This is a genomic window from Streptomyces sp. NBC_01306 (genome assembly GCF_026340465.1).
In the GTDB taxonomy this organism is placed as follows: Bacteria; Actinomycetota; Actinomycetes; order Streptomycetales; family Streptomycetaceae; genus Streptomyces.
Genome location: NZ_JAPEPC010000001.1, coordinates 2,387,010 through 2,409,760, shown reverse-complemented (window position 1 = coordinate 2,409,760; position 22,751 = coordinate 2,387,010). Strand labels below are relative to the sequence as shown.

At 71.2% G+C, this 22,751-nt stretch carries 21 protein-coding genes; 12 read left to right on the top strand and 9 right to left on the bottom strand.

From position 1 onward, the window contains the following. Positions 1-38: 38 nt before the first annotated feature. Positions 39-785, bottom strand: coding sequence for a bifunctional 2-polyprenyl-6-hydroxyphenol methylase/3-demethylubiquinol 3-O-methyltransferase UbiG (locus tag OG385_RS10280; protein ID WP_266853884.1), 747 nt, complete (start codon positions 783-785; stop codon positions 39-41). Positions 786-1,001: 216 nt separating this feature from the next. Here OG385_RS10280 and OG385_RS10275 point away from each other — a divergent pair, with 216 nt between their 5' ends. The 4 genes from OG385_RS10275 (at position 1,002) to OG385_RS10260 (ending at position 4,378) form a co-directional block, all read left to right on the top strand. After that, a complete protein-coding gene (locus OG385_RS10275) occupies positions 1,002-1,580 on the top strand; it encodes an RNA polymerase sigma factor (RefSeq protein ID WP_266853882.1) in 579 nt (192 codons plus the stop codon). Further along, positions 1,577-2,215 (top strand): hypothetical protein, encoded by a 639-nt coding sequence (locus tag OG385_RS10270; RefSeq protein WP_266853880.1) that lies wholly within the window; start codon positions 1,577-1,579, stop codon positions 2,213-2,215. Before OG385_RS10275 ends, OG385_RS10270 begins: the two co-directional genes overlap by 4 nt. Positions 2,216-2,339: 124 nt before the next feature. Beyond that, complete coding sequence (locus OG385_RS10265; RefSeq protein ID WP_266853878.1) at positions 2,340-3,689, top strand: MFS transporter; 1,350 nt, start codon at positions 2,340-2,342, stop codon at positions 3,687-3,689. Between the two features lie 95 nt (positions 3,690-3,784). Beyond that, positions 3,785-4,378 (top strand): TetR/AcrR family transcriptional regulator, encoded by a 594-nt coding sequence (locus OG385_RS10260; protein ID WP_266853876.1) that lies wholly within the window; start codon positions 3,785-3,787, stop codon positions 4,376-4,378. A 61-nt stretch (positions 4,379-4,439) separates the two neighbouring features. Here the strand turns inward: OG385_RS10260 and OG385_RS10255 are convergent, their stop codons facing one another. Beyond that, positions 4,440-5,363: an alpha/beta hydrolase gene (locus tag OG385_RS10255; RefSeq protein WP_266853874.1), complete on the bottom strand. Its 924-nt coding sequence runs from the start codon at positions 5,361-5,363 to the stop codon at positions 4,440-4,442. Between the two features lie 67 nt (positions 5,364-5,430). On the opposite strand from OG385_RS10255, the gene OG385_RS10250 reads away from it, so the two are divergent. Continuing rightward, positions 5,431-5,907 carry a MarR family winged helix-turn-helix transcriptional regulator gene (locus OG385_RS10250; protein WP_266853872.1) on the top strand — a complete coding sequence of 159 codons (477 nt, stop codon included), beginning with the start codon at positions 5,431-5,433 and terminating at the stop codon, positions 5,905-5,907. 137 nt (positions 5,908-6,044) lie between these two features. Here the strand turns inward: OG385_RS10250 and OG385_RS10245 are convergent, their stop codons facing one another. Further along, on the bottom strand, positions 6,045-6,812 hold the full coding sequence (locus OG385_RS10245) for an alpha/beta hydrolase (protein WP_266853870.1): 768 nt from the start codon (positions 6,810-6,812) through the stop codon (positions 6,045-6,047). Positions 6,813-7,161: 349 nt separating this feature from the next. Here OG385_RS10245 and OG385_RS10240 point away from each other — a divergent pair, with 349 nt between their 5' ends. Next, on the top strand, positions 7,162-8,115 hold the full coding sequence (locus OG385_RS10240; RefSeq protein WP_266853868.1) for an SDR family NAD(P)-dependent oxidoreductase: 954 nt from the start codon (positions 7,162-7,164) through the stop codon (positions 8,113-8,115). Positions 8,116-8,313: 198 nt separating this feature from the next. Further along, positions 8,314-9,855, top strand: coding sequence for a glycosyltransferase family 39 protein (locus OG385_RS10235; protein WP_266853866.1), 1,542 nt, complete (start codon positions 8,314-8,316; stop codon positions 9,853-9,855). Between the two features lie 101 nt (positions 9,856-9,956). On the opposite strand, the gene OG385_RS10230 is transcribed toward OG385_RS10235, so the two are convergent. Then, positions 9,957-10,790 carry a helix-turn-helix transcriptional regulator gene (locus OG385_RS10230; protein WP_266853864.1) on the bottom strand — a complete coding sequence of 278 codons (834 nt, stop codon included), beginning with the start codon at positions 10,788-10,790 and terminating at the stop codon, positions 9,957-9,959. 101 nt (positions 10,791-10,891) lie between these two features. Between OG385_RS10230 and OG385_RS10225 the strand changes: the two genes are divergently transcribed. Further along, a complete protein-coding gene (locus OG385_RS10225; protein WP_266853862.1) occupies positions 10,892-11,599 on the top strand; it encodes an SDR family NAD(P)-dependent oxidoreductase in 708 nt (235 codons plus the stop codon). Between the two features lie 93 nt (positions 11,600-11,692). Here the strand turns inward: OG385_RS10225 and pip are convergent, their stop codons facing one another. The 4 genes from pip to OG385_RS10205 all read right to left on the bottom strand — a co-directional run bounded on the left by pip (position 11,693) and on the right by OG385_RS10205 (position 16,060). Continuing rightward, positions 11,693-12,655, bottom strand: coding sequence for a prolyl aminopeptidase (gene pip, locus OG385_RS10220; RefSeq protein ID WP_266853859.1), 963 nt, complete (start codon positions 12,653-12,655; stop codon positions 11,693-11,695). 116 nt (positions 12,656-12,771) lie between these two features. Further along, positions 12,772-14,442 (bottom strand): phospho-sugar mutase, encoded by a 1,671-nt coding sequence (locus OG385_RS10215; protein ID WP_266853857.1) that lies wholly within the window; start codon positions 14,440-14,442, stop codon positions 12,772-12,774. A gap of 170 nt (positions 14,443-14,612) precedes the next feature. Beyond that, on the bottom strand, positions 14,613-15,443 hold the full coding sequence (locus tag OG385_RS10210) for a purine-nucleoside phosphorylase (RefSeq protein ID WP_266853855.1): 831 nt from the start codon (positions 15,441-15,443) through the stop codon (positions 14,613-14,615). A gap of 179 nt (positions 15,444-15,622) precedes the next feature. After that, positions 15,623-16,060, bottom strand: coding sequence for a gamma-glutamylcyclotransferase (locus tag OG385_RS10205; RefSeq protein ID WP_266853853.1), 438 nt, complete (start codon positions 16,058-16,060; stop codon positions 15,623-15,625). Between the two features lie 226 nt (positions 16,061-16,286). Between OG385_RS10205 and OG385_RS10200 the strand changes: the two genes are divergently transcribed. After that, positions 16,287-17,726 carry an NAD(P)H-quinone dehydrogenase gene (locus OG385_RS10200; protein ID WP_266853851.1) on the top strand — a complete coding sequence of 480 codons (1,440 nt, stop codon included), beginning with the start codon at positions 16,287-16,289 and terminating at the stop codon, positions 17,724-17,726. A 134-nt stretch (positions 17,727-17,860) separates the two neighbouring features. Continuing rightward, the gene (locus OG385_RS10195) at positions 17,861-18,829 is read left to right on the top strand and encodes a DeoR/GlpR family DNA-binding transcription regulator (RefSeq protein ID WP_266853849.1); all 969 of its coding nucleotides are present in this window, start codon (positions 17,861-17,863) and stop codon (positions 18,827-18,829) included. 142 nt (positions 18,830-18,971) lie between these two features. Here OG385_RS10195 and OG385_RS10190 read toward each other — a convergent pair whose 3' ends face one another. After that, positions 18,972-20,726, bottom strand: a complete 1,755-nt coding sequence (locus OG385_RS10190; RefSeq protein WP_266853847.1) for a biotin carboxylase N-terminal domain-containing protein — start codon at positions 20,724-20,726, stop codon at positions 18,972-18,974. Between the two features lie 542 nt (positions 20,727-21,268). Here OG385_RS10190 and OG385_RS10185 point away from each other — a divergent pair. Together OG385_RS10185 and OG385_RS10180 are read left to right on the top strand one after the other, a co-directional pair. After that, the gene (locus OG385_RS10185; RefSeq protein ID WP_266853845.1) at positions 21,269-21,724 is read left to right on the top strand and encodes a hypothetical protein; all 456 of its coding nucleotides are present in this window, start codon (positions 21,269-21,271) and stop codon (positions 21,722-21,724) included. Positions 21,725-21,779: 55 nt separating this feature from the next. Beyond that, entirely contained in the window at positions 21,780-22,736 is a 957-nt protein-coding gene (locus OG385_RS10180; RefSeq protein WP_266853844.1) for a LysR substrate-binding domain-containing protein, read from the top strand. Positions 22,737-22,751: the final 15 nt, after the last annotated feature.

Below are 22,751 nucleotides of genomic sequence, written 5' to 3'. Positions count from 1 at the left end.
CCCGGAGGCCGGGCCGTCCTTGACCGTCTGATCCGGCGTCAGGCGCGGCAGCGCAGCATCTCGAACGACGGGTTCGTGCGGTAGTCCGCCCAGAACTCGTCGCCGTACGCGGCGATCCCGGCGGCCGACACCTCGGTCGGCACCCAGGTGATCTCGCTGAACCCCGCCTTGGCCAGGCATGTTTCGAACACCTCGCGGCGCGCCAGTCCGGAGGTGAACGAGATCGGCACCCCCTCCAGCAACGCGGTGGTCTTCACCCGGGGCCCGGTACCGGACTCTTCGCCCGTCAGCTCGGTGAGGAATCCGTACGGGCGCGGCGACGGACCGGAAAAGTCGTAGTCCGGCGTCTGGTGGAGCATGAAGAACTCGCCGCCGCTCTTCAGACCCTCGTGCACCTTGCGGCACAGGTGCTGGAACTCCTCGACGGTCTCCGCGTAGTTGAGCAGCATCACCGCGGTCGCCACATCGAATCGCTCATCCGCGAGTGACAGGTCCGCCACATCGCCGACCTGGTAGCGCACACCCAGCGGGCCGGTCTTCTCGATACCCTCTGCGGCGGCGATCATCTCGCCGGAGATGTCGACGCCGAACACGTCCGCCGCGCCGCGCCGTTTCAGCTCGCGGCTGTAGAAGCCGGTGCCGCAGGCCAGGTCGATCACTCTCTTGCCGGTGACGTCCCCGACCATGCCGAGGAAGCTGGGCGCCTCCACGTACTGGGCAAGCGGCAGGGCCTTGAAGCCCTCGAAGGCCTCACCGATCTCGTCGTACGTCTGCTGCGCGCTCATCGCGCACCCCTCCCGTTGTGGTGTCCATGTCTCCCGGACACCGACAGTCTCTCCACACGCGGCAGTGAGCCCGTACTGGCAGAAGCTCCAAAGATCGGGTGGTCAGGGCGTTGGCCGCACGAACGCGGGCGGACTGCGGATGTAACGCTTTGGAGCGCCTCGGACTAGTACCGGGTGTAAGGCATCGCACCTTTGACCTGTCTTGAGGAGCCGTCCGTGCCAGCGGAGCATCCGACAGCACCACCTACGCGGGACCCGGCCGGGTTCGCCGCGTTCTACGAGCAGCAATTCGACGCTGTGCTCGGGTTCGTCACCCGGCGCGTCGACAACGCGCACCTCGCCGCCGACCTGACGGCGGACATCTTCGTGGCCGCCCTGGAGGGCGCGCACACCTACGACGCCCGGCGCGGCGCACCCGTCGCCTGGCTCTACGGCATATCCCGCAACGTCATCAACGCCCACTTCCACGGCGCCGCCCGGGAGCAGCAGGCGGTCGCCCGGATCAGCGGGCGGCGGCTGCTGGACGACGCGGACGTCAGCGCCATCGAGGCACGCATCGACGCGGACCGCACCGTCCGGCAGTTCGCGTCCGCCCACGCCGCGCTCTCCGAACCACTGCGTCAGGTGCTCGACCTGGTCGTCCTGGACGGGCTCACGGTCCGCGAGGCGGCGCAGGCACTGGGCATCAGCTCGACCACCGCCCGCGTACGACTGCACCGCGCCCGCAAGGTCCTGCGCACCGCCGGCCAGACCCACGCCGCCACCCACGACACCCTTCTGGAGGCCGCCCAGTGAACGCCCCCGTGCACTTCAAGCAGCAGCTCGCCGACGAGCTGAACGTCCGCGCGACAGCCCTGTCCGCCCCCGCCGGCCACCGGACTCCGCTCCGGTTCCGCGCGCCGCGCCGAGGGCTGGCGCTCACCGTGGGTCTTGCTGCGGCGGCTGCCGCTGTGGCTGTCGCCGTCCCGATGGTGTCCGGGTCGAACGGGGCGCAGCAGGCCGCGCCGGCATCCCGGAGCACCGAGAACACCCCGAGCACCCACAGCGTCCCGAACACCGGACTGAACATCGTGAACGCCGACTACGCCGTGCGGTCCAAGCCGGGCGGCATGGTCTCCGTGCAGCTGTTCAACGTGAAGGGCATCCCCGGTCTGCAGGCCGCGCTGGACAAGGCCGGCATCCCCGCGAAGGTGTTGGCGCCCTCGGCCTCCTGCCACACCACCGGCCACCCCGGCAGCACACCGCACGGCAGCCTCCTGAAGGTGATGCCGCAGTCCGGCTTCCACAGCAACGGGGTCCATGACATCAAGCCCAGTGCCATCCAGCCCGGGGACCACCTGCTGTTCATCGCGGCCACGGAGAGCAACCCGCCGGGGGTGCTGGCCACCAGGCTGGTGCACCAGGTGCCCAGCTGCATCCCGGCCAACTAGCTGATCGATTCCCGAGCGGCGTCCGCCCCTCCCTCTCCCGCTTGACCTGAGTAGACCTGTCTGTCTAATCTGATGTACGCCGATTAGACAGACAGGTCTACTCATCCTTCGGACGGGAATGGTCATGACGAATCTCTCGGTCGTCCCGGCACCCAAACCGGCGCGCACCTCGGATACGGCGCCCGACGCCGACTCCGCTTCCGACTCCGCTTCCGACTCCGCTTCCGACTCCGCTTCCGGATCCGCTGCCGTATCCGCGCGGGGCCGGCGGCTGCCGCCGAACGTGGCGCTGTACGTACTCGCCTCGATCACCATCTCGTTCCTGGCGGCCTCCAGCGCGCCGACCCCTCTCTACGCGGTCTACCAGGCCGAATGGGGCTTCGACCCGATCACCACCACCGTGGTCTTCGGCGTCTACGCGGTGGCCGTACTGCTCGGGCTGCTCACCATGGGCAAGCTCTCCGACCACGTCGGCAGGCGGCCGGTGCTGCTGGCCGCGCTGGCGGCGCAGGCCATCTCGATGATCGTGTTCGCCACCGCCGGCGGCGTGCCGGGGCTGATGGTGGCCCGGATCGTCCAGGGACTGTCGACCGGCGCCGCGCTCGGCGCGATCGGGGCCGGGATGATGGACATCGACCGGCCGCGCGGCACGATCACCAACGCGGTCGTCCCGGGCATCGGCACGGCGACCGGTGCGCTGGTCTCCGGCCTCGTCGTCCAGTTCCTGCCCGCCCCCACGCATCTGGTCTACCTCGGGCTGCTGGCGGTCTTCGTCCTCCAGGCCGTCGCCGTCGCGCTGATGGCGGAGACGGTGACCCGCAAGCCGGGGGCGCTGGCCAGTCTGGCGCCGGAGATCAAGCTGCCGCGCGCCGTACGCCGTCCGATGCTGGTGGCCGCGCCGGTGCTGTTCGCCGTCTGGGCGCTGGCCGGTCTTTACGGGTCGCTCGGTCCGTCCCTCGCACGGCAGTTGACCGGTTCCGGGTCCGAAGTCATCGGCGGGCTGAGCCTGTTCGTGCTCGCCGGGGTGGCCGCCGTCTCGGTGCTGGTCCTGCGGAAGGCGGCGACCCGGACGGTCATGCTCACCGGCATCCTCGCGCTGATAGCCGGGGTGGCCCTCACCCTCGTCTCGATCCGCCACTCCTCCGCCACCGGCTTCTTCGCCGGCACCGCCATCGCGGGCGTCGGCTTCGGCAGCGGCTTCCAGGGCGGCATCCGTACGGTCATGCCGCTGGCCCGGCCGCACGAGAGTTCCGGGGTGCTGTCGCTGCTCTTCGTCGTCTCCTATCTGGGCATGGGGGTGCCCGCCGTGATCGCCGGGTTCCTCGTCGTCCACGCGGGCGGGCTGACTGCCACCGCGCAGGAGTACGGCGTCGCCGTGATCGTCCTCGCGGCGTTCGCGCTGCTGGGGCTGGTGCGCGGCGGCCGGGGCGGGGCGGCGGTCCTGCCGGGCGAGCGGGTCGGCGGCAGCGCCTGAGGGGTGGCCTCCGGCGGGGGACTCGGTGGGGCCTCGGTCAGAGGGGCGCAACCGGGGCATAATGGTAGACAGATCTGTCTGAAGGAGTGACCGTCATGGCGAGTGTGCAGAGCACCGCGAAGCCGTCGGCGCGTGAGCGTCTGCGCGCCGCCGCGAACGAGCTGTTCTACGCCGAGGGCGTGCAGAGCGTCGGGATCGACCGGGTCATCGAGCACGCGGGCGTGGCCAAGGCGTCGCTGTACAACACCTTCGGGGGCAAGGAGCAGCTCGTCCGGGCCTACCTCGACACCCGGCACGCGGGCACCGTCGACCGGATCACCCGGGCGATCGCGGAGCGGGACACGCCCCGCGAGCAGATGCTGGCGGTCTTCGAGTCCCAGGGGCGGCAGTTCGACCGGCCCGACTTCCACGGCTGCGCCTTCATCCGCGCCGGCTCCGAGGCCGGCCCCGGCGGGCTGGTCCAGGAAGCGGCGGACGCCTTCCGCGGCTGGATGCGCGCACTCTTCACCCGCCTCGCCGCCGAGGCCGGCGCCGCCGACCCCGACGCCCTGGGCCACCAGCTCCAGCTCCTCTACGACGGCGCCGGTATCTCCGCCCTGATGGACCGTGACTCCACGGTGGCCGCGACCTCCCACGCGGCGGCGGCCGCCCTGATCGCGGCGGCGACGGGCGCATCCGCCGAGGCGTGAGCCGCGCCCCCGCCGATCGGCAGGTACGGATCGGCGAACTCCCCTTCGCTGTCGGCTTGCTTCAGCCTGCCGGCGTGCGTGCCGTGTCCCTGGTGCGGATGTGCTGGCTGAGAAAGAGAGCGGCGCGGTCCAGTGCCTCGTCGGCCTCATCCAGGACGCCGGCGAACGCCTGGAAGACATGGGGAACGTCAGCGGTGATGTCCAGGATGACGTCCACCCCGGCGTCCCTCGCGCGCGCGGAGGTGCGTACGGAGTCGTCCAGGAGCATTTCGTTGGTGCCCGCCTGCAGGAGCATCGGGGGGAGGCCGGTCAGGTCGGCGAGGGTGGCGGGGCTGAGCATGGGCTGATGGGGGTCCTGTCCCGCGCGGTACATGGCTCCGGTCTGTTCCAGGCCCTCGCGGGTGAAGAACGGGTCGGCGCTCGCCCTGGTGTCCATGCTCTCGCCTGTCCGGGTCGCGTCGAGTCCGGGGGAGAACGCCACGATGGCGGCGGGCATGGGCAGGCCCGCGTCGCGGGCGGCGAGGCAGGTCGTGACCGTGAGGCCGCCACCGGCGGAGTCTCCGGCGAACACGATCGCCGAAGGGTCTTCGCCGCTGTCGAGGAGTGCACGGTAGGCGCTCAGCGCGTCCTCGATCGCGGCCGGGAACGGGTGCTCAGGGGCAAGCCGGTAATCCAGCGAGAACGCCCTGAACCCGGTTCTGGTCACCAGGTTCCCCGTCAGCGACATCGCCGTCTCGGGTGAACCGATCACGTAGGAGCCACCGTGAAAGTAGAGGATCGTCCCGGCCTTCGGAGTGCCGGTCGGCTCGACGAGCACCGCGGGCCGATCGCCGAGCGTCGCAGTCCCGGTGCGGATACCGGCCGGGACGATCATTTTCCCCATCATCGCCCTGAACCCGGCGCGGAGCTCCTCCACCGACCGGGGGCCCTCCGGGTGAGGCTGTCGGACCATCGCGTCGATCTCCGCGCGCTGTTGCCTGCTCATTGCCGCCTCCATCACAGATGCATGCCAAAGAACTATATGCCTTGGAATCTAGGTTAGACTATATGCCATGGCATCCAAGTCACGCCGTGGCCCGATCGACCTCCCGGGCTTCTTCGCCGATCTCGTCCGCTGCGAGACACGGCTCTACAACGCGCTGAACGACCGCCTTCGCGAGCGGCACGGGATCGTCACCTCGCAGTTCGAGTCCCTGCGCTTCCTGCGCGACCACCCCGGGTCCCGGGTGGCGGACCTCGCCACCGAATTCGCCATCGGGATCGGCGCGACCAGCAAGGGCATCGACCGCCTGGAGAAGCAGGCATGGGTCATACGGCAGACCAATCCATCGGATCGCCGCTCATCACTGCTGGACCTGACCGCCGGAGGTCTGGAACTGGTCGAGGCGGCGGAGGCGACCTTCACCAGAACACTGGCCGAGCTGACCGCGGACGTCCTCGGCGGTCCCTCAGGACCGGCGGCCGTACAGATCTTCTCGGAGCTGCGCTCCGTGCTCGAACGCGACCAGATCGGCCTGCCCACAGGCTGACCGGCCTGCGCGTCCCGTGCGACTGCCCGTTGGCTGCCTTCGGTCTGAAGGAAGCAGGAGCAGGCAGAGCAGGCAGAGCAGACAGAAGTAAGGCAGCGGCGTCCGGTGGACACACCGGACGCCGCGGCCGCTCACCTTCAGGCCGCTGAGGTCACCGTCCGGCCAAGATGCCGGGCGAAGAACCGGACCGCGCTGTCGGCCTCGAACCTGGGGAAGTCGAAGTGCTTGCCCGCGTTGGCGTGCAACGTCTTCTCCTTCGATGCGAAGGCGTCGAACAGCGCGAGGCAGGCCTCACGCGGGATCCGCTCGTCGTCCCACTGCAGGCCGAACTCGACCGGGACGGTGATCTGCTTCGCCTTCTCGACCAGGGCATCGGGCCACATCAGGCCGAATACCGCGGCCGTGATCCTGGGTTCGGCCGCCACCAGCGGCACCCCGAGCGCGGTGCCCAGGGCGATGCCGAAGTAGCCCACCGGACCGTCGGTGCCGATCTCCGGAAGTCCCTGAAGGGCGTCCAGGGTCGCCTGCCACTCGGGCACGGCGAGCTCCGCCAGGCGGGCGTTGTAACGGACGACGATCGGGCCTTCCGGCTCGCCCGCCGCCTGCGCCTCGCGCAGCTGGGCGATCTCCTGCTCGTCGTGCGCGGTGCGCGGCCGGTCGCCGTGACCGGGCGCGTCGATGACGGCGACATGGAAGCCGCAGCCGGTCACGAGGCGCTGTGCCCGGCCGGCCATCGCAGGATGCTTCTTGTGGGCGCCGCCGCCGTGGCCCATCAGGACCAGGGGTGCGCGCTCGGCCGCATCGGAGGCCGGTGACCAGAGAACGCCGGGGACCCCGCCCACGGTGAAGTCGCGCTCGACCATGCCGTTCGACGACGACTCGGCGGTGAACTGCAGAGAGTGCATAGGTGTTGCCTTTCGGGAGTGCCTTGTTGTCGAGGCGCTCCCGGCGATACCTACGTCAATCGCCCGACCGTGACGGAAAGGGGGAGCACCCACATCGATACAGCGTTCATGGGTCTCACCTCCTTGGGCGGTGTCGCGGTCAGCAAGCGCAAGCTACAAGCCGGAGCATCGTCCGGTCCAGCCCTTTTCTGAGGAGGGTGTCGGAAGCGGGTGTCGGAAGCCTGTCGGCGGTGACCGTGATCTGTCAGCGGAATGTCGGTGGAGGCTGCGACTTTGAACGGGTCGGTGCTCGCCGTGAGCACGCGGCCGCCGTAAGGCCCGGAACGCCCAGCACAAGGAGCCCGTCATCGTGTCTTCCGTATCCCAGAGCCGACCGCAGTGGGACGTTCACCGGCTGCCATCTGCCGAGGACAGGACTTTCCTGGTCACCGGGGGCAACGCCGGGATCGGCTACTTCGTCGCCGAGCAGCTCGCCGCCACGGGCGCCCTCGTCGTACTCGGCAGCCGGGACGCAGCCAAGGCCGAAGCCGCGATGGCCTCGATCCACTCGCGCGTCGCCGGAGCAGACGTACGGCACCTTCAACTGGACCTCGCCGACCTGGCTTCGCTGAAAACCGCCGTGGACAGGCTGGACCTCGGTCATCTCGACGCGGTGGTCCTCAACGCAGGGGTCGCGCTCGACGACCCGCCGCGTCGGGAAACCGAGAACGGCCACGAGCTGATGTTCGGCACCAACCACCTCGGCCACTTCGCTCTCACCCAGTGGCTGGCCCCCCTGCTGTCCGCGGCGCCGGCCGGCCGCATCGTAACGGTGGGAAGCTTCGCGGCGCGGTCCGAGCGGCTGGACCTGGACGATCTGCAGTCGACCCGGGACTACCGGCCCAAGCGCACCTACGGCCGGTCGAAACTGGCGCAGATGAGCTTCGCCTTCGAACTTGACCGGCGTCTGCGCGCCCTCGACAGCACGGTGCTCAGTGTGGTGGCCCACCCCGGCGGCGCACTGGACTCCCTCACCCCGTCCCGCCCGCCGGTACGCGTGACACCGCCCGGCGAGCGGCTGCGCGCCCTGCCCGCCGGGCTCCTGGTGCAGGGCAAGGACGCCGGAGCATGGCCCGCCGTGCGTGCCGCCCTCGATCCGGCGGTGCGGGGAGGGCAGCTGTGGGGGCCGAGGGTCTTCGGCCTGCGGGGCACACCACGGCGTGAGCCGGTCCCCTCCCACATGGCCGACCGGGCCGTCGCCGCTCGTCTGTGGGCCGCCAGCGGCGAGCTGACCGGCACCGATCCGCACCTCGGCTTCCGGTAGGCGCCGAGCTCCGGGGATACCGTCCTCGCGCTCAGCGCCCGGCCGCTCCCCGCCCGTCCCGGTCCGCCACGAACCCACCGCCCGGGGCGCGTTGCTGCCCGCGGGCCGGGTGCATAAGGTACGAGCGGCCCGGGAGGAGCCGTGCACACCGGCCGTGCGGACGGCGCGACCGATGGGCAGAGACCGGGGGCGGCGGGGATGGCGGACAAGACTGACATAGGACGTGCGGACGAGGCCGGGGAGGCCGACGGGCGGATCGCACCGCTGGACCGGCGACTGTTCGTCGTCGCGGGGGCGGTCTTCGCCGTGCTGATGGCGCTGTCCCCGCGCTACGGCTTCCACATCGACGAGCTGTACTTCCTCGACTCCGCCCGGCACCTCCAGGCGAGTTATGTGGACCAGCCTGCGCTGGCGCCGTTGCTGGCCAGGGTCTCGCTGTCACTGTTCGGGGTCTCGGAGGCGGGCCTGCGGCTGTGGCCCGCGCTGGCCGCCGCGGGCACGGTGGTCGTGGGCGGGCTGACCGCGCGGGAGTTCGGCGGCGCGCGGCGGGCCCAGCTGCTCGCGGCGATCGCGACCGGCACCATGCCCGTGCTGCTGGGCGGCGCGCACGTCGCCAACACCACGTCGTACGAGGTGCTGGCGTGGGCCGCGATCGCGCTCGTGGTCGTGCGGATCGACCGCACGGGCGACACGCGGTGGTGGCTCGCCGCGGGGGCGCTGGTCGGCCTCGGCTCGGAATTCAACCACCTCGCGGCTTTTTTCGGGATCGTCCTGCTGGCCGCCGTGCTGCTCGGCCCGGCCCGGCGGACCGTGGCCGATCGCCGGCTGCTCGCGGGCGCAGCGATCGCGGTGCTGCTCGTGCTGCCCGACGTGTGGTGGCAGGCGCGGCACGGCTGGGCCATGTTCGCGATGACGCGGGCGCTGAACGGAGAGAACGGAGGCCTGGGGAACGTCCCCACCTGGATCGTGGGGCAGCTCGGCATGTCCTGCCTGGTGATGACGGTTCTGTGGGTGGCGGGCCTGCGGTTCCTCCGGCGGTCCGGCCGGCCGCTGTGGCGGTGCCTGGTGACCGCGTACGCCGTGCTGTTCGTGCTGTTCGCCGTGACGACCGGAGCGCAGGTGTACTACCTGGGCGGACTGTACGTGTGCCTGCTGGCGGCCGGGGCGGTGGGACTCGACGGGTGGCTGTACTCCCGCCGGGGCCGGCTGCGCGACCTGATGATCGGAACCGCCGTCTCGGCCGCGATGTTCGCCGTGATCGTGCTGCCGGTGCTGCCGCCCTCGGACGTGGCCTGGACGTACGGCATCAGCGCGAATTCGGGGGAGACCCTGGGCTGGCCCCAACTGGTCGGCACCGTACGGCAGATATGGACCGGGCTCCCGCCCGAGCAGCGTGCCGACGCGGTGATTTTCGCGGATGACTACGGCGAGGCCGGCGCCGTCAACGAACTCGGCCGCGGTACCGGGCTGCCCACCGCCGTGAGCGCCCACAACACCGACTGGTGGTGGGGTCCCGGCAACCCGCACGCCACGACCGTGGTGGCCATCGCCCCTGGCCCCGACCACGCCCCCGGGTACACCGCCCATCTGCGCCGGTACTTCCGGCACGTCCGCGTGGCCGCCACCCTCTCCAACCCCGACGGCGTGCACAACGTCGAATGGGGCGGCCACGTCTACGTCTGCACCGGCCCACGCCGCCCCTGGGGCACGATGTGGCCCGAACTGCGCCACTACGGGTGACGCCCCGCCGCGCCCCCGCCTTGTGACGCGGGCCCGCTTGTGACGTGCCCCGCCTTGTGTCGCGGGCCCGATCACACCGCTGCCCCGGTGACCGTCTTCGGTCACGGACCGGCCAGCGCCTGCGTACCCAGGACCGCGAGCAGCGCGAGCTTCTCGGCGTCCGGGGTGTCCGGTTCGGTCGTGTAGATCATGATGCGCAGGTCGCTGCCCGAGACGCTGAGCAGGTCGCAGTCCAGCGTCAGCTCGCCCACCTGCGGGTGATCGATGGTCTTGTGCGGCGCGTCGTGCTGATCCACCGCCCCGGAATCCCACAACTCCGCGAAGCGCTCACTCCCGGCGCGCAGCTCCGCGATCAGGCGCCGCAGCCGCTGGTCCGCCGGATACCGGCTCGCCGTCGCACGCAACCCGGCAACCTGCGTGATCTCCAGCGCGTGCCGGGATTCCGGGGTGTGGCGGGCGCGGGTGCCCGAGCCGAGGAAGTTGCGCCACACCGCGTTGCGGTCCTTGCCGTGCCACTCGCCCATCAGCGCCGTGTACAGCGGGTTGGCCAGCAGCAGCGTCCACGCCGCGTCGTAGACCGCGACCGGTGTGCCGGTCAGCCGGTCCAGCATCCGCTGGACGCCGGGCGTGATGTACGCGGGCACTGTGCCCCGCCCCGGCGGTACGAGCCCGGCGGCGCCGAACAGATGCTCGCGCTCGGCTCCGGACAGGCGCAGTGCCCGGCCCAGGGCCTCGACGACCTGTAGCGACGGGTTGGCGGCCCGGCCCTGTTCGAGGCGGGTCACGTAGTCGACCGAGATTCCGGCCAGCAGGGCCAGCTCCTCGCGGCGGAGCCCGGCCGCGCGCCGGTGGCCGCCGACCGGGAGCCCGGCCGCCTCCGGGGAGACCCGGTCGCGCCAGCGCCGCACCGCCTGTCCGAACTCCGTGGTCGCCATGCCACCACTGTGCCCCCACCCGCGTGGATCGTCCTGGTACTGGCAGTCACAGGAAGGCGGGACGCCTGGCTGTTCGCCCGCCCGCGCCGCATCGTGGAGGCATGACGACAACACTGATCACCGGAGCGAACAAGGGTCTCGGGTACGAGACCGCCCGCCGCCTCATCGCCGCGGGCCACACCGTCTACCTGGGCAGCCGAAATGCCGAACGCGGGCGCCGGGCCGCCGAGGAGCTGGGCGCGCGGGCCGTCCAGCTCGACGTCACCGATGATGCGTCCGTGGCGGCAGCGGCCGAGGTCATCGAGGCCGGGGGCGGGCTCGATGTCCTGGTCAACAACGCCGGGATCGAGACGCGCGGCGAGAACAACACCGTGCTCGGCCCCGCGGACGTGACAGCCGACGCGATGCGGACCACGTTCGAGACGAACGTCTTCGGTCCGGTCCGGGTCCTGCACGCCTTCCTTCCTCTGCTGCGCCGCTCGGCTGCCCCGGTGGTGGTCAACGTGAGCAGCGGTCTTGCCTCACTGACCCGGGTCAGCACCCCGGACGACCCGGCGTACGCGTACCCGGGTGTCGCCTACCCGGCGTCGAAGACGGCGGTCAACATGCTCACCACGCAGTACGCGAAGGCCTTCCCGGACCTGCGGATCAACTCGGTGGAGCCCGGCTTCACCAAGACCGACCTGAACGGGAACACGGGCACCCAGACCGTCGAGCAGGGTGCCGAGATCATCGTGCGCATGGCCCAGGTGGGGCCGGACGGCCCGACGGGGGGATTCTTCGACGCCGAGGGCACCCTGCCCTGGTAGATCCGGTGGGCGGTCGAGCCCCCGGGCCGGTTTCCAGCCCGGTCTGCGGCTCGGTCCGCGGTCCGGTCCGGACTCCGAGAGCGCGGACCGGGCTCATTCCTGGCGGGCGAACCGGTTGAGGGCTCCGAGAATGTGGCCGCGTGTGGTCGCGCTGCCCAGATGGCCCGCGTCGCTGACGACGATCAGCTCCGCGTCGGGCCAGGCGCGCGCGAGTTCCCACGCCGTGTCGAGCGGGCCGCCCATGTCCAGCCTGCCGTGGATCAGTACGCCGGGGATACCGGCCAGGCGGTGGGCGTTGCGCAGCAACGTCCCCTCCTCCAGCCAGGCGCCGTGGGAGAAGTAGCGCGAGCAGATGCGTACCAGGGCCAGCTGGGCTGCCGCCGGGCGGTCGCCGTACGGGTTGGACGCGCCCTTCGTCTCCCCGGACAGGACCGTGTCCTCCCAGGCACACCAGTCGGCCGTCGCCTTCTCCCGTACGGCGGCGTCCGGGTCCTCGGCGAGGCGTGCGTAGGCCGCGACGACGTCGCCGTCCCGCGGTGTGCCGGGAGCTCCTGCCAGGAAGCGTTCCCACTGCTCGGGGAAGTAGCGGCCGACGCCCCGGAACAGCCAGTCGACCTCGGAACGCCGGGTGGTGGTGACAGCGGGGATGACGATCTCCGACACCCGCTGGGCGTGCGCCTGGGCGTAGGCCAGGATCAGCGTGGAGCCCCATGAGCCGCCGTACAGCAACCACCGGCCGACACCCAGGTGTTCGCGCAGCCGCTCCATGTCGGAGATCAGGTGCTGGGTGGTGTTGTGCCGCATGTCGGTCGCGGGGTCGCTCGCGTGCGGTGTGCTGCGTCCGCAGCCGCGCTGGTCGAACAGGACGATCCGGTACCGGTCCGGGTCGAAGAACTGGCGTGCCTGCGGGCCGCACCCCGACCCCGGCCCGCCGTGGACGACGAGTGCCGGCTTCCCGGCCGGATTGCCGCAGACCTCCCAGTACACGAGGTTGGCGTCGCCGACGTCGAGCATTCCCTTGTCGTACGGCTCGATCGGTGCGTACAGCTCGCCCATTCCCGGACCCCCTGGCCTGCTGGCTTCCCGGCCTCCTGGCAACAAGAAGCAGTATGGCCCCCGGAGTTCGCCGGGTGGGGCGGGCCCTCCGGCCCGCCCCACCCGGATCCCCGTTCCTACAGTCCCGCCGCCCGTGACAGGTCCGCCTTGATCGCCGTCAGGACCCGGTCCGCCCGGGTCCTGGCTGCCGGGACCTCGCCGATGGAGTCCACCGGGACGACCACCTCCAGGTAGCACTTGAGCTTCGGCTCGGTGCCGCTCGGGCGGACGATCACCCGGGCGCCCTCCAGGTGGTAACGCAGGCCGTCCGTGGGCGGGAGGTGCTCCGTGCCGTTGGACAGGTCCTCGGCGCTGGTGACCTTGAGGCCCGCCAGTTCCGTCGGCGGCTGTTCGCGCAGCCGGCGCATCGCGTCCGCGATCACCGACAGGTCCTCGACGCGCACCGAGAGCTGGTCCGTCGCGTGCAGCCCGTGCTGGACGGCGAGTTCGTCGAGCAGGTCGAGCAGTGTGCGGCCCTCGGCCTTCAGCACCGAGGCCAGTTCGGCGACGAGCAGGGCCGCCGTGATGCCGTCCTTGTCGCGTACGCCGTCGGGGTCGACGCAGTAGCCGAGCGCCTCCTCGTACCCGTACCGCAGGCCCTCGACGCGGGCGATCCACTTGAAGCCGGTCAGCGTCTCCTCGTACGGGAGCGAGGCCGCCTCCGCGATCCGGCCGAGCAGCGACGACGACACGATCGACTCGGCGAACGTGCCCGTCACCCCGCGGCGGACCAGGTGCGCCGCGAGCAGCGCGCCCAGTTCGTCGCCGCGCAGCATCCGCCAGTCGCCCTCGTACGGGACGGCCACCGCGCAGCGGTCCGCGTCCGGGTCGTTGGCGATGACGATGTCGGGGGCGGCGCGGCGGGCGGTCGCGAAGGAGAGGTCCATCGCGCCCGGCTCCTCCGGGTTGGGGAAGGCGACCGTCGGGAACGCCGGGTCGGGCTCGGCCTGTTCGGTGACGAGCACCGGCTCCGGGAAGCCGGCCCTGGCGAACGCGGCGAGCAGGGTCTCCGTGCCGACGCCGTGCATCGCCGTGTAGACGGTGCGGGCGGTGCGGGGGGAGCCGGGGGTCAGCACGGCGTCCGTACGGGCCAGATAGGCCCCCAGGACGTCCTCGCCGAGGATCTCCCAGCCGCTCTCGGGGCGCGGTACGTCGTGCAGGCTCCGCACCGCGTCGATCTGCGCGGCGATCTCGGTGTCCGCGGGCGGCACGATCTGTGAACCTCCCCCAGACTCCGTTCCGGGGTCCCCCCACCCGAGGTAGACCTTGTAGCCGTTGTCGCGCGGCGGGTTGTGGCTCGCGGTGACCTCGACGCCCGCGACCGCGCCGAGGTGGCGGACGGCGAAGGCGAGCACCGGGGTGGGCAGCGGGCGGGGCAGCACGGCGGCGCGCAGACCCGCGCCGGTCATCACGGCCGCGGTGTCCCTGGCGAAGTCCGCGGACTTGTAGCGGGCGTCGTAACCGACGACGACCAGGCCGCCCGCCCGGCCCTGTGCCTTGAGGTACGCGGCGAGGCCGGCCGCGGCGCGTATGACGACGGCGCGGTTCATCCGCATCGGCCCCGCGCCCAGCTCGCCGCGCAGACCGGCCGTGCCGAACTGGAGGGTGCCGCTGAAGCGCGCCGCCAGCTCGGCGGTGTCCCCGGAGGCGGCGGCGGCCTCGATGAGCCGTGCCAGCTCGTCGCGGGTGTCGGTGTCGGGGTCCTCCGCCTGCCAGGTCTTGGCGCGGGTGATCAGGTCCTGCTGCACGGTGGTTCTGCCTTTCGTTCCTCACGGTGGGTGGGGGCTCCGCCCCCGGGCCCCCGCTCCTCAATTGCCGGAGGGGCTGAACAGGTGCCCGGCGTCGGCAGAATCCAGCCCCCTGGGGGCACCTCCCAGCGGTAGCTGGGGGAGATCGAGGCCACAGGGAAACAGGTGCCTCAGATCCGCTCCAGCACCTGCGAGAGCAGCGCACCCATCCGCGTGGCGGAGTCCCGCCCGGCCTGCAGTACCTCTTCGTGGTTGAGCGGCTCGCCGGTCAGTCCGGCCGCCAGGTTCGTGACCAGTGAGATGCCGAGCACCTCGGCGCCGGCCTCGCGTGCGGCGATGGCCTCCAGCACCGTGGACATGCCGACCAGGTCGCCACCGAGCACCCGGACCATGTTGATCTCGGCGGGCGTCTCGTAGTGCGGGCCGGGGAACTGGACGTACACGCCCTCTTCCAGCGTGTTGTCGACCTCCTTGCAGAGCGCGCGCAGCCGCGGCGAGTACAGGTCGGTGAGGTCCACGAAGTTGGCGCCGATGATCGGCGAGGTGGCCGTCAGGTTGATGTGGTCACTGATGAGGACCGGCTGGCCGGGGCGCATCCCGGGGCGCAGACCACCGCAGCCGTTGGTCAGGACGACGGTCTTGCAGCCTGCCGCGACGGCGGTACGCACGCCGTGCGAGACGGCGGCGACACCGCGGCCCTCGTAGTAGTGGGTACGGCCCAGGAAGACCAGCGCGCGCTTGCCTCCGACGGCGTACGAGCGGATGCGGCCGCCGTGGCCCTCGACGACGGGCGGCGGGAACCCGGGCAGTTCGGTCACGGCGAAATCGGCCACGGGCGTACCCAGTGCGTCGACGGCCGGCGCCCAGCCGGAGCCCATGACGAGGGCCACATCGTGGGTCTCTGCGCCGGTGAGTTCACGGAGGCGGGTGGCGGCGGCGTCGGCGGCGACAGTGGGGTTGTCGGCGGCGCCCTGGATGTCCGGGTTAACTGAAGCGTTCACGCCGAAGAGGGTAACCGTTCTGGGCCTACGCGCGTAGATGTCTCGGTGGACGGACTTGGGATCGTTGTCTTGTCGTTTCCGACGAATGCCCGGCGGACAGCCCGCGAATGCCCGGCGGACGCCCGGCGGGCGCCAGGTGAGAGCCGGGTGGGAGCCCGTGCGGGGCGGCCCCGCGGCCCTCAGCAGGGGCGCTTGCGGAGCTCCATCACATAGTCGTGCGGCGCGCCGGCGGACTCGGCCGCGTCGGCCAGCTCGCCCAGGTACCGCGCCGACGGCAGCCCGCCCTCGTACCCGTTCAGTACGTAGATCCAGGCGGGCTCCTCACCCTCCAGGGTGTCCACCCGGACCCGCATCCGCCGGTATATGTCGAGGCCGACGCCCTCCCAGCGGTCCATCGAGTCCTGGTCCATCGGGGCGATGTCGTACACGGCGACGAAGACCTGCGAGCGCGGGGCCTCCACCAGCGTGGCGAGCGCGCCCTCCCAGCCCATCTGCTCCCCGCCGAAGGTCAGCCGCCAGCCGTTGAGCCAGCCGGTGCCGCGCAGGGGGGAGTGCGGAGCGCGGCGACTCATCAGCCGCGCGTCGAGGTTGCCGGCGTACGCGGCGTAGAGCGACATGCTGTCGAGGGTACGACAGTGGCATTTCGGGGCCGGGTCACTTCGCCGCGACAGCCGGCCGGAAGGGCACCCCCGGGCGCGTCCGACGGGCCGGGGTGCCCCCGGGGGTGAAGCATCTTGAAGAGTGCGGGACAATGAGGCACGTACTGCATTCCCCGGGGGCACCCCCCGGACCCCCGGCCGGGGCGGCAGTGCGGCCGGGGTGACAACGCGAGGCGGATTTTTCGTGACCCGGATCGTGATCATCGGCGGCGGACCTGGCGGATATGAGGCTGCCCTGGTGGGCGCCCAGCTCGGCGCGGAGGTGACCGTCGTCGACTGCGACGGTCTCGGCGGGGCATCCGTGCTCACCGACTGCGTGCCCTCCAAGACTCTGATCGCCACGGCCGAGGTGATGACGACCTTCGACTCTTCGTACGAGGAGTTGGGCATCATCGTCGCCGACGACACCCCGCCGCTGGAACAGGCGGCCCGGGTGGTCGGCGTGGACCTCGGCAAGGTGAACCGGCGGGTCAAGCGGCTCGCGCTCGCCCAGTCCCACGACATCACCGCATCGGTCACCAGGGCCGGCGCCCGGGTGATGCGCGGCCGCGGCCGGCTCGTCGGGCAGCAGGCGATGGACGGCTCCCGCCAGGTGGTCGTCACCGCCGCGGACGGCACCGAGGAGACGCTGACGGCCGACGCGGTCCTGCTCGCGACCGGCGGCCACCCCCGGGAGATCCCGGACGCGCAGCCGGACGGCGAGCGCATCCTGAACTGGACGCAGGTGTACGACCTGGACGAGCTCCCCGAGGAGCTCATCGTGGTCGGGTCCGGTGTCACCGGCGCCGAGTTCGCGGGCGCCTACCAGGCGCTCGGCTCGCGCGTCACGCTCGTCTCCAGCCGTGACCGGGTGCTCCCCGGCGAGGACCCGGACGCCGCCGCGGTCCTGGAGGACGTGTTCCGCCGCCGGGGCATGAACGTGATGGCCCGCTCGCGCGCCGCCGCCGCCAAGAGGGTGGGGGACCGGGTCGAGGTCACCCTGGCCGACGGCCGGGTCATCTCCGGCACGCACTGCCTGATGGCGGTCGGCGCCATCCCCAACAGCGCGGGCATGGGCCTGGACGAGGCCGGGGTCCGGCTCAAGGAGTCCGGCCACATCTGGACCGACAAGGTCTCCCGTACGAGTGCCCCCGGCGTCTACGCGGCCGGTGACGTCACCGGGATCTTCGCTCTCGCCTCGGTCGCGGCCATGCAGGGCCGCATCGCGATGTACCACTTCCTCGGTGACGCGGTGCAGCCGCTGAACCTCAAGACGGTCTCCTCCAACGTCTTCACCGACCCGGAGATCGCCACCGTCGGTTACACCCAGGCCGACGTCGACTCGGGCAAGATCGAGGCGCGGGCCGTCAAGCTGCCGCTGCTGCGCAACCCGCGCGCCAAGATGCAGGGCATCAGGGACGGCTTCGTCAAGATCTTCTGCCGTCCCGGTACCGGCATCGTGGTCGGCGGGGTGGTCGTGTCCCCGCGGGCCAGCGAGCTGATCCACCCGATCTCGATCGCGGTCGACAACAACCTGACGGTGGAGCAGATCGCGAACGCCTTCACCGTGTACCCGTCGCTCTCCGGCTCGATCGCCGAAGTGGCACGGCAGTTGCACACCCGGAAGATGGCCGGCGAGGCCTGACGCGAGGGGCGCCGGTGGTCGGTCGGCCGGCGACCGCGCCCCTTATACCACTTGCTGACCCCATCTGTGCGCAACTTCTGTTTTTCGGCGCAAAGTGCTGAGAACTATCGGCCGGTCAGGTTACTGTCTGTTTCGTGTTCGCTGCTGAACGTCGCCAATTGATCCTTGAAATGGTGCGTGCCAACGGGGCCGTGTCGCTCCGTGAGCTCGCCCGTGTCGTCCAGACCTCCGAAGTGACCGTACGGCGGGACGTGCGGGCACTGGAGGCAGAAGGACTCCTCGACCGCCGCCATGGCGGTGCGGTACTGCCGGGTGGTTTTACGCGAGAGTCCGGCTTTCCGCAGAAATCCCATCTCGCGACCGCCGAGAAGACGGCCATCGCCGATCTCGCCGCCGGGCTCGTCGAAGAAGGCGAAGCCATCGTGGTGGGCGCGGGGACGACCACACAGGAGCTGGCCCGCCGGCTCGCACGCGTCCCCGGACTGACGGTGGTCACCAACTCCCTCCTGGTGGCCCAGGCGTTGGCCCATGCCAACCGGGTCGAGGTGGTGATGACCGGTGGCACGCTGCGCGGGTCCAACTACGCGCTGGTGGGAAGCGGAGCCGAGCAGTCCCTCCAGGGGCTGCGGGTCTCCCGCGCCTTCCTCTCCGGCAGCGGGCTGACCGCCGAGCGCGGCCTTTCCACCTCCAACATGCTCTCGGCCAGCGTCGACCGGGCGCTGGTCCAGGCCGCCGCGGAGGTCGTCGTCCTCGCGGACCACACCAAGCTGGGCACCGACACCATGTTCCAGACCGTGCCGACGGATGTGATCACCCGGCTGGTCACCGACGAGCCGTCCGCCCAGGACGACCGTGCGGCAACGGAGTTGCAGGCGCTGGCCGACCAGGGCGTGCAGATCGCGGTGGCCGGGCCGGGAGGTGGCGCGGGCTCCGGAGCGGGCGGTGAGACCACCCCTGCCGGGCGACCGCCCCGCAGGGACATGCCGCTCCCCGGGCAGCGGCGTACGCACCCGGGCGGACCGGGGCCGCAGCCGCTGCGCAGCGCGGTCTCGCTCGCCGAGCAGCAACAGCAGGCGCGGGTGGCCGACATGCGCCGGCGCTAGAGGCTGCCGACGCCAGGGCTTTGCAAGCCCGTACACGGAGCGAGCCCCCGGCCGGTGTGTGTCCGGCCGGGGGCTCGCTCCGTAGCTGTTGGCCGGCCACTTCCGTGGCCGGCCGGTCCTGTCCGCGTCGGTCCTGTCTGCGTCAGTCCTTGATTTCGCAGATCGTGGCGCCGGAGGAGACGGAGGCGCCGATTTCGGCGGTGAGGCTCTTGATGGTGCCGGAGCGGTGGGCGTTGAGGGGCTGTTCCATCTTCATCGCTTCGAGGACGACGACGAGGTCGCCTTCCTTGACTTCCTGGCCTTCTTCGACGGCGACCTTGACGATGGTGCCCTGCATGGGGGAGGCGAGGGAGTCGCCGGACGCGGCGGAGCCGGCCTTCTTCGCGGCCCGGCGCTTGGGCTTGGCGCCCGCGGCCAGACCGGTGCGGGCCAGGGTCATACCCAGCGAGGAGGGCAGGGAGACTTCCAGGCGCTTGCCGCCGACCTCGACGACGATCGTCTCGCGTCCCGCTTCGTCCTCGTCCGTGTCGCCGCCGGCGGGGGCGAAGGGCGGGATCTCGTTGACGAACTCGGTCTCGATCCACCGGGTGTGGATACGGAACGGGTCGGAGGTGAAGGCGGGGTCGGCGACGACCGCGCGGTGGAAGGGGATGGCGGTGGCCATGCCCTCGACGGTGAACTCCTCCAGTGCGCGGGCGGCGCGCTGGAGGGCCTGCTGGCGGGTGGCGCCGGTGACGATGAGCTTGGCGAGGAGGGAGTCCCAGGCGGGGCCGATCACCGAGCCGGACTCGACGCCCGCGTCGAGGCGGACACCGGGGCCGGTCGGCGGGGCGAAGGTGGTGACGGTGCCGGGGGCGGGCAGGAACCCGCGGCCGGGGTCTTCGCCGTTGATACGGAACTCGAAGGAGTGACCGCGCAGCTTCGGGTCGTCGTAGCCGAGTTCCTCGCCGTCGGCGATACGGAACATCTCACGGACCAGGTCGATGCCCGAGACCTCTTCGGTGACGGGGTGCTCGACCTGGAGGCGGGTGTTGACCTCCAGGAAGGAGATCGTGCCGTCGACGCCGACCAGGAACTCCACGGTGCCCGCGCCGACGTAACCGGCCTCCTTGAGGATCGCCTTGGACGCCGCGTACAGCTCGGCGTTCTGCGCCTGGCTCAGGAACGGGGCGGGGGCTTCCTCGACGAGCTTCTGGTGGCGGCGCTGGAGGGAGCAGTCACGGGTGGACACGACGACGACGTTGCCGTGCTGGTCGGCCAGGCACTGGGTCTCCACGTGCCGGGGCTTGTCGAGGTAGCGCTCGACGAAACACTCACCGCGCCCGAACGCGGCGACGGCCTCGCGTACGGCGGAGTCGTAGAGCTCGGGGATCTCTTCGAGGGTGCGGGCGACTTTGAGGCCGCGCCCGCCGCCGCCGAAGGCCGCCTTGATCGCGATCGGCAGCCCGTTCTCCTGGGCGAACGCCACGACTTCGGCGGAGCCTTCGACCGGGTCCGGGGTGCCGGCGACCAGGGGTGCGCCGGCGCGCTGCGCGATGTGGCGGGCGGCGACCTTGTCGCCGAGGTCGCGGATGGCCTGGGGCGGGGGGCCGATCCAGGTGAGGTCCGCGTCGAGGACGGCCTGGGCGAATTCGGCGTTCTCGGAGAGGAAGCCGTATCCGGGGTGGATGGCGTCGGCGCCCGAGTCCTTCGCGGCCTGCAGGACCTTGCCCATGTCCAGGTAGCTGGTGCCCGGGGTGTCACCGCCCAGGGCGAACGCCTCGTCGGCCGCGCGTACGTGCGGTGCGTCCCGGTCGGGCTCGGCGTAGACGGCTACGCTCGTGATCCCGGCGTCCCGGCAGGCCCGTGCGACACGGACAGCGATCTCGCCACGGTTGGCGATGAGCACCTTGTGCACGATGGCTCCCTCCTTGCTGTGTCTTCCCCGCTCGCACCCGAGCCGGGTTTACTCGGCAGGTCATCGTGCCGAAGAGTTCGCTGAAACAAGCTGAGTTTAGGGACTGCCGACACCGCGTTTCGACCTGTCCCCATAGGTGAGCTTCCCCACACGCGGTGTGACACGAGCTTCGGCAGTGCCGCGAATTCCCTTGTCACACCACGGTACGGAGGGTTCTCAGAACCCACAGTAGCCCCGCCATGCGGGTTAGGTCTCTGTCAGTCGGGACCGCTGCGGCTCGCGTTTCTTTGTGGGGTCCCTACGAACGGACGGGTGATTCTTTTGCCGCCCGTTCGGACCGTTCAGACCCCTTGTCCCGGCGACTACCCGTTAGTAGCCTGCGCGGTGTCGCACATACTTGCGGTAACAAGCGGAATCTGACAGGGACTCGACTCGGATTCGACCCGGATCCAGCTGGGGTCCGAACCGGATTCGACCCGGATCCGAACCGGATTCGACCGGGGTCCGACCGGATCCGACTGGCATCTGACTGGGGGTGGCTCATGGCGCGCAGGCCGGTGGCCTTGGTGGCTGCGATCGTCCTCTTCCTTGAGGCGTTCGGGATCGCCTTCGTGAACCTGATACTCGGCAAGGTCGCCGACAACCAGAACATGTCCATGGCGGGCCTGGAACCGAGCGCGATAAGCACCGGCTCCTGGGTGGCCGGGGGTGTCTTCGGCGCCTATCTGCTGCTCTGTGCGTTCTTCCCGCTGCGCGCCGGGATCACGGACCGGGCGCCCGGCCGCTTCGGCCGGATCCTGCTGGTCACCTGCGCCGTGGTGCACGGCGTCCTGGGCGCGCTCACCTGGGGCCTGGTCGGCTGGCCGGCCTTCGTCGTGATGATCGTGGTGCTCGGGCTGATCGTCCTGACCCTGGTGGCGTACGACAGGGACCGCCCGGAACCGGAGGCGGCCGGAGGCGAGCCGGACGTGTCCGGAGGCGCCCCCGCGGCTGTCTGACACCGCCATATGTCCGACGGGCGAACGCTGCCCCGAAGGCCCTAGGGTCGGCCGGGTGAAGATTCCCCGCCTGCTCGACGGCCGGCTGAAGTTCCGTCATCTGGTTCTCGTCGACGCGCTCTCCCGCCGGGGCAGCGTGGTCGGCGCCGCCGCCGAACTGCATGTGACACAGCCGGCGGCGACCCGCAGCCTGCACGAGCTGGAGGACATCCTCGGTGTGCCGCTCTTCGAGCGCGGCCCCCGCGGTGTCACCGCGACCGTCTTCGGCGAGGCCTTCACCGCCCACGCCCGCACCGTGCTCGCCGAGTTGGCGCAGGCGGGCCGCCATGTGGTCGAGCTGGCCGACGCCGACCGCGGCACGGTGATCGTCGGCACCCACCTCGCCGGTTCGAACGTGCTGCTCCCGCGCGCCATCGCCGCGGTCAAGAAGGAGCGCCCCTACCTCACCGTGGTCGTCCGGGAGGCGTCACCCGAGGCGCTGCTCCTCGAACTGGACGCCGGGCGCATCGACTTCATCGTGGGGCGGCTGACCGTACCGTCCGACGAGCGCACCGTGCGCCGCAAGCTGTACGACGAGTCGGTCGAGCTGGTCGTCAGGGCCTCGCACGCGCTCGCCCGGCAGCGGACGGTGGACCTCGCGGAGCTGGCGCACTATCCGTGGATCCTGCCGGGCGCCGAGACCGCGCTGCGCCGGGAGATCGAGGAGTTCTTCGCCCGGCACGGGATCGCCCTGCCGATGAACCGGGTGGAGACCACCTCGTTCCTGACGGTGCGCCAACTCTTGTTGGAGACCGATGTGGTGGCGGCGCTGCCCGGCCTGATCACCCGCGACGACCCCAGGATCGTCCGCCTCGGTGTCCCGCTGGAGCCGATCGGGCACAGCGTCGGACTGACCCTGCCCGCCGCCCGTACGCCGAGTCCCTCCGCGCGGGCGCTGATCCGGGGCCTGGAGGAGGTCGCCGCCGGCATGGCCCCGCAGGGCGCCGGCGGCGACAGCTCCGGCATGAGCTGATCCCCGGTCCCAGCC

Bases quoted from the DNA above. Each gene is read 5' to 3' on its own strand.
- OG385_RS10205 (WP_266853853.1), bottom strand. From the start codon at position 16,060: ATGTCGCTCTACGCCGCGTACGCCGGCAACCTCGACGCGCGGCTGATG.
- OG385_RS10245 (WP_266853870.1), bottom strand. From the start codon at position 6,812: ATGCACTCTCTGCAGTTCACCGCCGAGTCGTCGTCGAACGGCATGGTC.
- OG385_RS10260 (WP_266853876.1), top strand. From the start codon at position 3,785: ATGGCGAGTGTGCAGAGCACCGCGAAGCCGTCGGCGCGTGAGCGTCTG.
- OG385_RS10225 (WP_266853862.1), top strand. From the start codon at position 10,892: ATGACGACAACACTGATCACCGGAGCGAACAAGGGTCTCGGGTACGAG.
- OG385_RS10185 (WP_266853845.1), top strand. From the start codon at position 21,269: ATGGCGCGCAGGCCGGTGGCCTTGGTGGCTGCGATCGTCCTCTTCCTT.
- pip (WP_266853859.1), bottom strand. From the start codon at position 12,655: ATGGGCGAGCTGTACGCACCGATCGAGCCGTACGACAAGGGAATGCTC.
- OG385_RS10280 (WP_266853884.1), bottom strand. From the start codon at position 785: ATGAGCGCGCAGCAGACGTACGACGAGATCGGTGAGGCCTTCGAGGGC.
- OG385_RS10230 (WP_266853864.1), bottom strand. From the start codon at position 10,790: ATGGCGACCACGGAGTTCGGACAGGCGGTGCGGCGCTGGCGCGACCGG.
- OG385_RS10265 (WP_266853878.1), top strand. From the start codon at position 2,340: ATGACGAATCTCTCGGTCGTCCCGGCACCCAAACCGGCGCGCACCTCG.
- OG385_RS10235 (WP_266853866.1), top strand. From the start codon at position 8,314: ATGGCGGACAAGACTGACATAGGACGTGCGGACGAGGCCGGGGAGGCC.
- OG385_RS10250 (WP_266853872.1), top strand. From the start codon at position 5,431: ATGGCATCCAAGTCACGCCGTGGCCCGATCGACCTCCCGGGCTTCTTC.
- OG385_RS10255 (WP_266853874.1), bottom strand. From the start codon at position 5,363: ATGAGCAGGCAACAGCGCGCGGAGATCGACGCGATGGTCCGACAGCCT.